The following is a 12134-nucleotide window of genomic DNA, read 5'->3' on the forward strand; positions in this document are numbered from 1 at the left end:
TATTCAGGCGTCAAAAACCATTCAACAGAATTACACGGAGCTTTAAGGCTTCATACGCAGTTCAGGTTTTCAAAATTACTGTCTATTCAATAGGGATTCCAGGTATTCCTTCAGAACTGTAGCGTTATTTAAAGTCTCATCTTTTGCAGCATAGAGCAGGGTTATATCGGTCTTTCTCGCTCTCTCAAGAAGTTCATAAACATATTTTTCTTTATGCTCCAGCTCATTAAGGTAGCATTTCCTGAATTCCTCCCATCTTTCCGGCTCATGAGAAAACCATTTCCTGAGCCTGTTTTCAGGAGCGATTTCCTTCATCCAGAGATCAAAACTTGCTTCATTTTTCCTGAGTCCCCTGGGCCAGAGCCTGTCCACAAGTACCCGGAATCCGTCCTGGTCGGACGGCTGTTCATATACTCTTTTTGTTCGAATCAACTGCTACCCCCCTTTTAACCAGTTTACCCTTTATAACGAGTTAATCCGTGTAAACCAGTTAATATATCTTCAAATATGTTTCAGGCTTTTATATCCATTTTTAATTAAGTCCTGTTCCAGCCTTCTGGTTTATTTTTCCTTTCTGAACAGTCCTTTGCTTTTTATTACGCCAAAGTTTACTTTTAGTTACCTGAAAGGATTTCGTTATCCTGATATTCTTTGATATACCATTTTATCCACCTGTATGAAAAAAATAAAGTTTGCAATAATTTGATAATAGGTGTTTAATAAAAGCGCAATATATTATATATCGGGGAAAAATATGAGTCGGGGGTACGTAAAAAATCTGATTACCGGAACGATAGGGGAATGGCAGGACGACGATGCAATGACTTACAGCGCTGCGCTGGCGTTTTACTTTGTACTGAGTCTTCCTGCCCTCCTGCTGCTTTCGGTATCCATAGGTAGTATTTTTCTGATGTCAGGAGGCATTCAGGAGAAAATACTCGATTATCTGGAAGGGGTAGTTGATGAAAGCATAATCCGCATGATAACCTTACTTTTTGAGCGTATTCCAGATATTGATTCTCTATCAATAAGTGCACTGATAGGATTTGCACTTCTTCTCTGGAGTGCAAGCAATATTTTCAGGCAATTAAAGAATTTCCTTGAAAGAGCCTGGGGCATAAAGCCTTCTGAGCCAAATACTATCAAGGATTTTGTAAAGGATGCTATGGTATCTTTTGTTATTGTTATTTTCTTCGGAGGGCTGCTCGTACTGAGCATACTTGTTGAAGGGCTTGTTTATACGGTTACAAGATTTTTTCAGGATTATCTGCCTTTCTCACCTTCCATTGCAGATTACGCAGGTTCCATAGTCAGTTTCCTGATGCTTGTACTTTTTTTTATCCTTGTGTATAGATTGCTCCCGGATGCGAGTTTTGATTTGAAATCGGTATTTGTGGGGTCCCTGATAACAGTAATCCTGATAACCATAGGCAAATATGCTATGGGGCTTTATTTCCTGTACGCCAACCCCGCAAGTGTATACGGAGCAATAGGGTCGATTATAGGGCTGTTTCTTCTGATCTATTATTCCTCGATCATGATTACTATCGGTGCGGAGTTTACAAAAGTTTATTCTGAATCTAAGGGTCCGGACCTCCGTAAGAAATGATCTGATTTTAGTAAATCGGAACTTTGAATGAAAGAATGCCAGATCGATATTTCAAGCCAGAGGCACTCCGAAGTCAAAATAAATAAAAGAGGAAGTGAATTGCTTAACTTAAAGATCAGGTTTTGCTGGTTATAATTATTCCATTTTTCACTTTTTCTCTACTTTTTCCTCTTTAAGAACCTTCTTTGCAATGAGGAAAACCACAAATGCAATAATAATGAAGTTTATTAATTCTGCCACAAAAGGTCCCCAGCTTATCACTACAGATCCTAGCTCAAGGGTTGCTGTTTTCCAGGCTCCGCCGGGAATAAAAGGCGTAATTAACGGCATGATTACATTATCCACAAGGGATTTTATAAGAGCTGTGGATGCAATACCCATAATGAAGGCAATCGCAAGCGGGATTACCTTATATTCATAAAGGAAATCTTTAAATTCACCTAGAAGCCCCATTTAGTCCTCCTATTAACAGATATACCTGAAATGAGCAGATATACAAAATAAATAGATATACTTCAGTTGTTAATTAAGTTCTTAAAAATATGAGAAACATTATTCAGAAGTATAGACAGAAAAATTATCATAAGACATTGATAAAGCAATGTCACAAAAAAGGATCATAGCAGAATTTGAAGAAAGCTTGACCGCAAGCCTTTTCAAAAAATCCTTGACCGCAAGCCTTTTCAAAAAAGGCTTGAGCGAAAACAACGTAGCGGCGTGATAGACCGGCGCAACGGTTTCAACGCAAACTTTTTAAAAAAAAGTTTGATCAAAAACGCATGCTTTATCTAAACCGATGTAACCGGGGCGGGCTCAAGCGACGCCACGCTTGCGGGTCAACGGTTAGTGCCAGCGTTCCATATGTCTGGCATGGGTTTCAAGGTAGGCTCCTTTTTCATAGAAATGGTCATAGAAGTCAGGGTCCAGGTGCTGGGCCTGCAGATAGGGCATGACAAGGATACTTGGAACCGTGCCAGGGAATTTTCCGAAGCGGTCATAAATGTGTTGAGCCTGCAAAGCAACACACGCCCTGAACTCTTCATTGTGGTGCTTTGCCCTGCTCCGGACTGCCCCCGTGTCTTTATAATAACCCGGAGTTTCCGGATTGAAAGGGCCGTCGGGGCCGAACTTCCTTTCGGTGAGGGCTTCTACGGCGTGTTGCATATTCACATAATGAGGAGGCGTATAACCCTCAAACACGCCAGGAAGTCCGGTAGGATTGGGAAGCGCCCAGCGCTCATCCGTATCATACCTGAAGCCAAGGCCAGGCACGTCAGGATTCCCGCTTGCTCCGAGAACTGAAAAAGGGTCCATACCGTTAAACATCCAGCCACCCAGTCCCATTGCCTGCAGCATAAGCATTCCTGCGTAGCAGGTGATTGAAAGCTCGGCAGTGGCTTCCGAGAACGACCACAGTTCAAGGAAACTTAAAGGTAATGGATTTTCGATATCAACAAGCTTCTTGAATTCCTCAAGCCCCTCTATCTTTTCCCCATGCACGTCATCAAAAAAACAAACTCCGTTCTGAGTATAATAACAGAGTCCTGCAAGCACATGCTGGGCAAGGTCGGCAACGGGAATAATCAGGGTTGTGCCCGGATGGTTAACGACCCAGGTATTATGGGCTTCGACATAAGGAGTCTCAGGAGGGATTTTCAACCTTCCGTCCGCGATTTTTCGGATTCTTGCCCTGTGTGCCCTGAGCAATTCTTCGGTTTCGAAAGTTCCGCTTTCCGAACGTCTGGCAAGTTCGGGCGCATCTCGAGTTTCAAAAAAGTAAACGCCGCTATCATCCGTGAAAAAGAGCTCACTTGTATGGAAACCGGCAGCCGATGGAAAAGTACGTCCTCCTGCACTGCAAGCGTAGTTAGAGAGGTCAGGCGCATATCTCTCCCCCCGCATAATCAGGTTATGCCACCCGGTATTGCCTCCTGCTGCCGAAAGTACCAGCATCTGTTCCTCTTCGGTTAAAGGCAGGGGGTCATGCTTCGATTTATATTTGAAATATCCGTCCGGAATGGAAGCCCCCATAAAGAAACGGCGTGCTCTTCTGCCGAAAAGTGCGTCTATAAACTTGAAGTCAAGAACATCCTTAAAACCCGGTGGAAGGTTTTCTCTATCCATGTCCGATTCCCCATAATATAGATTATCTAAAAACAGGTATAAGACTTATGGCTCCGGAGCCGGTTCGAAGATAACTAACAGGATACATCGGTTAAACTTAACGGGATGCTTTCTTTTACCCGATCTGAAAATCCAGCGAAACAGAACCTTGCTGGCTGACTGTAGCAATGTTATCCCATGTACTCATCTCTTCTGGGGGAAAATACCTCAATAGCTATGGAATCCTCCAGAATTTCAACAGCATGAGTTACGCCGCCCGGAATAGTCCAGGAATCCCCGGGCTCCACGTCAAAAGTCTCTTCCCCGATGGTTAGAATAATTTTACCTGAAACAAGGTAACCGGTCTGTTCATGAATATGGTCATGGGTCGGAAGGGCACTGCCACATTTAAGAAAAAATTCGCTCATCAGAGTTTTTTCTCCATAGACCATAGCTTTCATTCTAATTCCAGGAAGAACTTCCCTGTAGCCATTTGCATCACTCTTGTAAAACATGATACCTCAAATCTTTTATTGCTACCAGATTTATACAAAATAAACATTATAAGTCCAGGCCGAATTAGTCTTTATATTATTTTTTCTATTACTTTAAGATTTTTGTAACATGTTCCGGGATTAAAAAGCTAACCTGTAATTTACTATTTTACCAAGGGTTTAAGAAAAGTATCTGGAAAATAATTACAATATATCTGGTTTTTTGCCACATCTTCCATATAAAATTCGACGAAATAGTATTATAACAATAATTTTATATATTATTAGCTAATATTAGTATGTAAGGCATCTGATAAACGCTTTTCTTATACACCCAACCAGTTTTATACCCCCCAAAATCCCAACTATTCCCTTATCAGATGCCTACTCCCCACAATATCAGGTGCCTACTCTCCACAATATCAGGTGCCTACTCTCCACAATATCAGGTGCCTACTCTCCACAATTTTTTGATTATCTAGAACTCCTATCTTTTATCTTTTTAAATTATATGTCTTTTTAAATCTCTTATCTTCTTATTTCTGTTTTCCAGTAAGTTTTTCGGCCTTTCCAGTCAGTTTGATTTCTTTATCTTAACAACTTCTTAATTGTTTTTATTTGCTTTTCTATTGACTTAATTAAGAGCGAACAAATCCTCTAGATTGAAATAATCTTCTACTTCACTGTTTGATTGTGTTTTTCCACTTAAAGAATCACAGATCTGAGTTACTTTAAGATTCTGTCATCAAAAAGATTATGTAAAAGTAGCTCCAAACTCAAATATATGCCTACCATCGTATCCCCAATCCGTACCGAACGTTTGTACCTGTTTCCTGCTACTTCGAAGCTGTATCTTCTTGAGCTGCATGACCTTCAGGCTTTTGCTTCGACTCTCAATGTTCGTGTTCCTGAGGAGTGGCCTCCTGACCAGATAACTCCTGAAGTAATCGAAGATTTTATAGGGCGGATTCAGGCAAAGGAAAGAAAAGTCTGGAGTTTTTACTGGATTCTCCTTCAGAAAGGCTCCGAAAAGCCGGTTTTAGTAGGCAATGGAGGTTTTCTTGTCCATAAGAACGGGACACTTGAGATAGGATATTCTATGCTTTCTGCCTATCACGGTAGAGGATATGCAACTGAGGCTGTTCGATCAATGGTACAGTGGGCTTCTTCCAGCCTCAAAAGAGACAGCATTATAGCTTATACGTATCCTTATCTGAAGGCATCAATTCGAGTCCTGGAAAAAAACGGCTTCCTATTAAAAGGAAAAGGTCCGGAAGAAGGGACAATAGCTTATGAATTTTTAAGTGGAAATAGAAATCCAGTCCCCGCTCTCTGAGAAATTCAGGGGGAAACGGTTTTTGCATAAAATAATTGAGTACTTCGAAAAACCCCTATAAAATAGCAGTATAAACTCAATTTTATATATTTGTGAGTATTATATATAGGTGGGCATCTGTAAAATCTTCTTTTAGACATCCCCTCTTCTATCCCTGTTCCTCCTTTCTAAGACGGATGCCCTTTTCTTCCAGGAATTTATTTTCTCCAAAACTTTCTGAACCTCTCTGGAAACAGGATCTATAAATGAGTTCGTCCTTTTGCTTTCTCCCTTTTCTCCTGTTTTTCCCGCATCCCCGATTATTCGGGGAAGACTTTAAAATTCATTGATAGGCATAATAATATACGATCATAACAGCCAATAGAATCAAATTTCCGGAAAAGAAATGGAGATGAGATATTGACAGAAAACCCATTACAGGTTATCGTGGACCAGGACCCTGAATTATTTAATCTGCTTGAAAATACGCGTGAACTTGCTTTTGTAGAGGGCGGGATTCCTCTTAAATACAAATTCCTGCTTGCAATGGCGCTGGATGCAGCTAATGGTTCGGCAGGCGGAGTAAAATTCCTTGCAATTCAGGCAATGCAGGCCGGAGCGACAAAAGAAGAAGTAATGCAGGCAGTAAGGATTACCCAGTACATTTTCGGGGCTGGAGCCGTTTATACAGCTTCAGAAGCCCTCAGGGATATTCTCTAAATACAAAGAATTCAACAGCCTTAAAAGACGTCGGTTGTATTATTCAGCTTTACTCATATTGAGTATTTCCCTTCCGGCAAGCCATACATAATTGTGAGTATAGGTTCTAAACACATTTTCTTTGAGGATTTATACTATAATTACATTTATATTAATATCTTATTCACGTAGATAGATGAAACGCATTCGATAAGCAAAATAGCAAAAAGAAACTGTCTTCCGGACACAGGACAGATATCTGCCAGAATAAGATATTAATATACTGTTTTAAAAAGCCAGCCATAGTCCTGGCTTTCACAGTATGGAAGGTTTCAGGCAATGAGCCAATCCCGAAACCCCAGAGCTAATCCTGAAAACTATCAATGATCGGGAAGAGCATGGACTCCGGGAAACTCGAAATCGGGAGGGGGTTAATTGGAAGATATTCAGAAACTTAAAGAAATGCCTGTTAATGTGCTTTTGCAGGAATTAAGAGCCCGTGAAGCAAAAACCGTGGAATCTGCCCTGGCAGTGCCGGCAGAACCGAGTGAAAGTCTAAAAGAGTTCGACGATGCAACGATTGTCAGGGTTCTTAAAGAGAACCAGAAAGTAATTTACGGGATTGACGACCGTATAGACGTGTGCGATCTTCCGGGCGGACCGGACCTGGATGACGTGGACAGTGTTGTTGCCCTTTTCAGAGCTTCGAAAGTGATTGATAATGGGGATGGCACCTCTGCGCTGAAGATTGATAATTTCGGTGCAGCTCACAACCTGTGCCCTGGGGAACGCTTCAGAGACCAGCCAGCAGGAGCTTTCTGTTCCGGTTTTCTTGTTGCACCGGATATCATCGCCACGGCCGGGCACTGTGTCAATGCCGGCAATGTAACAAACATCTGCTTCGTCTTCGGATTCCGTATGCGTGATTCGAGCACTGCGGAAACTGCAGTTGACAATATGGAGATCTACCGCGGGGTAGAGCTTCTAGGCAGGGAGGAAGCCGGAAACGGGCCTGACTGGGCACTTGTGCGCATCGACCGCCCGGTAACCAACCATCGCATTGCCCGGATAAGGCGGGACGGCAGAGTAAGTGATACTCAGACATTACACGTGATCGGGCACCCTGCAGGCTTGCCCACAAAGTTTGCAGGTGGTGCATCGGTTCGTGATAACCGACCGGGTGCATTTTTTATAGCCAATCTCGATACTTACGGAGGTAACTCGGGGTCACCGGTCTTTAACAGCGAGACGCATGAGGTTGAAGGCATTCTCGTCCGGGGAGAAACGGATTTCGTCAGACAGGGTACCTGCAATGTTTCCCTTGTTTGCCCGAGTACGGGCTGCCGGGGGGAAGACTGTACCCGGACTACCGAGTTCCAGCAACTTATTCCCGAGCCATCCCGGCGTGAACAGCCTATCCAGCATTGAGCTCAGCAACTCCGGGAAAGCATCAGCCAGAGTTTTTTCAGGGACAGGCGTCATCGGTTTATTGATCTCGCTGCCAAACCGGCATCATGTTCAGTATCTTCCCGAGAGTAATACTTTCCGGCGTCAGCTTCTTTAGCTATGCCCCTGGAGTTTGTCGGTTAATGATTGTCAAATAACAGAAGCGTGCACCATGTCCTTCTCAACTGTTGACTTTAAGGTCTTCGAAAAAAAGTTAGCTTCGGCTGTTGACAGCGCTGGATCTCTTGACGAGATTGAAGCCTGGCTCAGGGCGCAGCAGGGCGTAAAGTCTGTGCAACTGACCGATTATCTCATGAAATCAAATCCGCCGCAGCGCGAGTTTATAGTGGAATTCAAAATGCAGAACGGTTCAACGGTGAAGAAGATTGTCAATATTTTTGACCTGGGTAACCGGCAATTTGAATTCCATGAGTTGCGTGATGAGTAATAATCGTCTAAAATAAGCTTTCAAGGTTATTCAGAGGTTTTTTGTGTAAGGACTCAATTTTCGTGCCTGAGAACTCATGGTAGGAACAAATTTGAGTGCCTTAAAAATCTAATTTTTTTTAATGCAGACACAGGTTAAAATGCTGGTCAGAGCCGTTTATAAAACAGAAAAATATCTAAAGCTTGTCTTATAATTTTTTTCTATTTAATTCTCAGTTAGCAAGTTTATTGCAGCCATCGTAACCGATGCTTTTCCTTTTTTAAAGAGAACCTGACAGTTCAAACTGAAGTATTCATGCTTTTCCGGAATGTTTTAACGCTAATTCTTCAGGATTTAGCCATGCACATTATCATCTCTGAATATACACATAACTCAACCTGCCTATCTTTCTGGTTATATCTTATTTATAATGTTTAGAGAGCTTCATAATTTTATAATTAATTTTATATAAAATTACTTCATTATAAAGTATAATACTATAAAATGAGGTATCTATGTCACTGGCAAAATCTCCATGGATTATACACGTAAATTGTAACAGCTGTAATGGCTGTGATATTGAAGTCGTAGCCTGCCTTACTCCTCTATATGACGCTGAAAGATTTGGTGTTTTAAACATCGGCACCCCCAAGCAGGCGGACATAATGGTGGTCACGGGCGCGGTAAATTACAAAAATGTAAACGTACTCAAAAACATCTATAACCAGATTCCTGACCCCAAAGTTGTTCTGGCAGTCGGAGCCTGTGCATCCACAGGTGGGATTTTCCACGGGTGCTATAATGTAATAGGCGGAGTGGACCAGGTCATACCCGTAGATGTACATGTTCCTGGATGTACTCCAAGACCTGAAGCCATAATTGACGGAATAGTGGCATGCCTCCCAATACTTGAAGATAAGAAGAAAAGAAAAATAAAAGGAAAAGAGGTAAAGCTCAAAGGAAACGAGGTTCCAGCACCCGGTGATTCCCTGGACACGCCAGGTTGAACCAAACCTGCTGAGCCTGGTTATTCCACTTTCAAACCCATTCCGTCACATGTGTACGAGCAAAATCCGGAATTCTAATCTAAACTTTTGATTTTATGCCGTTTTCGGCGTATCGGGAATAGGTTAACTGATTCAGGGCAGGTTAAACTAAGGTTAAGATTTATATACAATTCTAGAAGAATTCTTGAAGGAAAGTACAGGAAAAGCTCGTGAAGAGAGAAGCAGATAAGAAGAAAACGGATATTATCCGGAAACGATCTAATTTGTATCTAATCTGTAAGAGTAAAATTCAATTTTTACATAAAAATCGGGTATTTTTTATCTAAGTTAAATAAAAACTTTAAATCAACATTTCCTATTTTTACGTAATCCGGATACTTTATTCCTTTAATAGAGATATGATAACGTATAATTACGTTAATGACGTCATCTTAAAGGCAGAGAGAATAAGGGGAAAAGGGAGAGCAAGGGGGGAAAGTGGATACTTTACCGAAGGATTCCAAAGAACGGAGACGAGCTTTCAATACTGGGTTTCGGGTGCATGCGGCTTCCTGTCAGAGACGGGAAGATTGACAGGGAGAAGGCAAGGCGCCAGGTTCGGTACGCAATCGATCATGGAGTGAACTACATCGATACAGCCTGGACATATCATCTGGGAGAGAACGAACCCTTTCTGGGCCGGGTCCTTGCCGGCGGATACCGGGAAAAGGTTAAGCTTGCTACAAAACTCCCCTCCTGGATAATAAAAAGCAGGGAGGATATGGACAGGATCCTGAATGCACAACTTGCGAGGCTCAGGACGGATCATATAGATTATTATCTTGTGCACTCACTTATCGGGACTTTATGGGACAGGCTGGAAAGCCTCGGAGTAATCAAATTCCTTGATAAAGCAAAGGCTGACGGGCGAATAATAAATGCCGGCTTCTCTTTCCACGGGTCAATTGAGGATTTCAAGCGGATTGTAGATGCATATCCCTGGGTTTTCTGCCAGATCCAGTATAATTTCCTGGACCGAAAGAACCAGGCAGGAATTGAAGGGCTAAGGTATGCCTCTTCAAAGGGTCTTGGCATTATTGTTATGGAACCCCTGCGAGGGGGTAAACTGACAAGGCTGGTACCTCCTGAGGTGCAGGAGATCTGGAATGAAGCATCCGTAAAACGCACACCTGCCGAATGGGGGCTCCGCTGGGTATGGAACCACCCCGAGGTTACAGTTGTACTTTCAGGCATGAATGAGGAATCCCAGATTGAAGAAAACCTGAAGATTGCATCCGAAGCCTACCCTGATACCCTGACCGAAGCCGAAATACAGCTTGTGGATAGGGTCGAGCAGGAGTACCGCAAGCTCATGAATACCGGTTGCACAGGTTGTAGATACTGTTTACCCTGCCCTTCAGGTGTGGATATCCCGGGATGCTTCGAAATCTATGACAATGTATACCTTTCGGGCGATGAGGACGAAGGCAAGCTTATGTACGCAGCAAAGCCAGGCGGAATACTAAGAGGCGGCGTTCTTGGCTACGCTTCCCAGTGCGTGCAGTGCGGACAATGCCTTGAAAAATGTCCACAGCACCTGGATATACCCTCTTTACTCAAGACTATTGTACAGAAATTCGAAGGCCCTGATCTGGAGACCTGGAAAGACGCTGCAAGGGATAAGTTCAGGAAAGACCGGGATGCAAAAAGCCATCTGGAACTGGAATCCACGGAAACCAACCCAACGCTGTTTTAATTGCATCAAAACTCCGGGGAATTCTTCTGTCCCAATGCTCCTGAAGCTCAATCACAACGTACGGTTAAAAAATCTCACATCATCCCCGTTCAGAATCTTCCGGGCAACAGGTGCTTTTATTGACCGTGAGCATATAAGTAAAACCAAGAAAAAACCAGTTAAGAATAAACCGTTGACCCGCAAGCGTGGCGTCGCTTGAGCCCGTCCCGGTTACACCGGTTTAGATAAAGCATGCGTTTTTGATCAAACTTTTTTTGAAAAAGTTTGCGCTACGCCGGTCGATCACGCTCCGGTTACACCGGTTTAGATAAATCAGGGTTTTCGCTCAAGCCTTTTCTGAAAAGGCTTGCGGTCAAGGATTTTTTGAAAAGGCTTGCGGTCAAGGATTTTTTGAAAAGGCTTGTGGGGAAAGTCTTAAGGGTGAGGGAAATAACTTAAAACGGAAGGGTAATTGAAATGCTGTACAGAAAAATGCCACAAAATGGAGATGAACTTTCTATACTGGGATTCGGGTGCATGCGCCTTCCTTTGAGAGATGATGGAAAGATAGATGAGGAAAGAGCCGCCAGGCAGGTGCGATATGCAATCGACCACGGGATGAACTATATTGACACAGCCTGGCCGTATCACATGGGAGAAAGCGAACCTTTTGTGGGTCGGGCGCTAGCTGACGGATATCGGAAAAAGGTTAAACTTGCCACAAAACTTCCATCCTGGACAATAAAAAATACAGAGGATATGGACAGGATCCTGAACACACAGCTTGAGAGACTCAGAACGGATCATATAGATTATTACCTTGTGCACGGGCTTGTGGGGGCTTTATGGGACAGGCTGGAAAGCCTCGGAGTAATCGAATTCCTTGATAAAGCAAAGGCTGACGGGCGAATAATAAATGCCGGCTTCTCTTTCCACGGGTCAATCGAGGATTTCAAGCGGATAGTGGACGCATATCCCTGGGTTTTCTGCCAGATCCAGTATAATTTCCTGGACCGAAAGAACCAGGCAGGAATTGAAGGGCTCAGGTATGCCGCTTCAAAGGGTCTTGGCATTATTGTTATGGAACCCCTGCGAGGGGGTAAACTGACAAGGTTGGTACCTCCTGAGGTGCAGGAGATCTGGAATGAAGCATCCGTAAAACGCACACCTGCCGAATGGGGGCTCCGCTGGGTATGGAACCACCCCGAGGTTACAGTTGTACTTTCAGGCATGAATGAGGAATCCCAGATTGAAGAAAACCTGAAGATTGCATCCGAAGCCTACCCTGATACCCTGACCGAAGCCGAAATACAGCTTGTG

12 protein-coding genes are annotated in these 12134 nt (G+C 43.2%); 8 read left to right on the forward strand and 4 right to left on the reverse strand.

The window, feature by feature from the left end; translation table 11 throughout:
- Window positions 1-75 precede the first annotated feature (75 nt).
- Window positions 76-432, reverse strand: a complete 357-nt coding sequence (locus EQO05_RS12075; RefSeq protein WP_128506857.1) for a DUF488 domain-containing protein — start codon at window positions 430-432, stop codon at window positions 76-78.
- A gap of 322 nt (window positions 433-754) precedes the next feature.
- On the opposite strand from EQO05_RS12075, the gene EQO05_RS12080 reads away from it, so the two are divergent.
- On the forward strand, window positions 755-1609 hold the full coding sequence (locus EQO05_RS12080) for a YihY/virulence factor BrkB family protein (RefSeq protein ID WP_128506859.1): 855 nt from the start codon (window positions 755-757) through the stop codon (window positions 1607-1609).
- 147 nt (window positions 1610-1756) lie between these two features.
- On the opposite strand, the gene EQO05_RS12085 is transcribed toward EQO05_RS12080, so the two are convergent.
- The 3 genes from EQO05_RS12085 to EQO05_RS12095 all read right to left on the reverse strand — a co-directional run bounded on the left by EQO05_RS12085 (window position 1757) and on the right by EQO05_RS12095 (window position 4227).
- Window positions 1757-2062 (reverse strand): MscL family protein, encoded by a 306-nt coding sequence (locus tag EQO05_RS12085; RefSeq protein ID WP_128506861.1) that lies wholly within the window; start codon window positions 2060-2062, stop codon window positions 1757-1759.
- A 390-nt stretch (window positions 2063-2452) separates the two neighbouring features.
- Entirely contained in the window at window positions 2453-3733 is a 1281-nt protein-coding gene (locus EQO05_RS12090) for a hypothetical protein (RefSeq protein WP_128506863.1), read from the reverse strand.
- 170 nt (window positions 3734-3903) lie between these two features.
- Window positions 3904-4227, reverse strand: a complete 324-nt coding sequence (locus tag EQO05_RS12095) for a cupin domain-containing protein (protein WP_128506865.1) — start codon at window positions 4225-4227, stop codon at window positions 3904-3906.
- Between the two features lie 763 nt (window positions 4228-4990).
- On the opposite strand from EQO05_RS12095, the gene EQO05_RS12100 reads away from it, so the two are divergent.
- The 7 genes from EQO05_RS12100 to EQO05_RS12130 all read left to right on the forward strand — a co-directional run.
- Entirely contained in the window at window positions 4991-5542 is a 552-nt protein-coding gene (locus tag EQO05_RS12100; RefSeq protein ID WP_240664634.1) for a GNAT family N-acetyltransferase, read from the forward strand.
- A gap of 399 nt (window positions 5543-5941) precedes the next feature.
- Window positions 5942-6241, forward strand: a complete 300-nt coding sequence (locus EQO05_RS12105; protein WP_128506867.1) for a carboxymuconolactone decarboxylase family protein — start codon at window positions 5942-5944, stop codon at window positions 6239-6241.
- A gap of 414 nt (window positions 6242-6655) precedes the next feature.
- Window positions 6656-7648 carry a serine protease gene (locus EQO05_RS12110; protein WP_128506869.1) on the forward strand — a complete coding sequence of 331 codons (993 nt, stop codon included), beginning with the start codon at window positions 6656-6658 and terminating at the stop codon, window positions 7646-7648.
- 190 nt (window positions 7649-7838) lie between these two features.
- The gene (locus tag EQO05_RS12115) at window positions 7839-8114 is read left to right on the forward strand and encodes a hypothetical protein (RefSeq protein WP_128506871.1); all 276 of its coding nucleotides are present in this window, start codon (window positions 7839-7841) and stop codon (window positions 8112-8114) included.
- Window positions 8115-8608: 494 nt separating this feature from the next.
- Window positions 8609-9100 carry an NADH-quinone oxidoreductase subunit B family protein gene (locus EQO05_RS12120; protein ID WP_128506873.1) on the forward strand — a complete coding sequence of 164 codons (492 nt, stop codon included), beginning with the start codon at window positions 8609-8611 and terminating at the stop codon, window positions 9098-9100.
- A gap of 481 nt (window positions 9101-9581) precedes the next feature.
- Complete coding sequence (locus EQO05_RS12125; RefSeq protein ID WP_128506875.1) at window positions 9582-10835, forward strand: aldo/keto reductase; 1254 nt, start codon at window positions 9582-9584, stop codon at window positions 10833-10835.
- A 456-nt stretch (window positions 10836-11291) separates the two neighbouring features.
- On the forward strand, window positions 11292-12134 hold an 843-nt coding region (locus EQO05_RS12130), incomplete at its 3' end, for an aldo/keto reductase (RefSeq protein WP_164888546.1).

The organism is Methanosarcina sp. MSH10X1 (assembly GCF_004099695.1).
In the GTDB taxonomy this organism is placed as follows: domain Archaea; phylum Halobacteriota; class Methanosarcinia; order Methanosarcinales; family Methanosarcinaceae; genus Methanosarcina.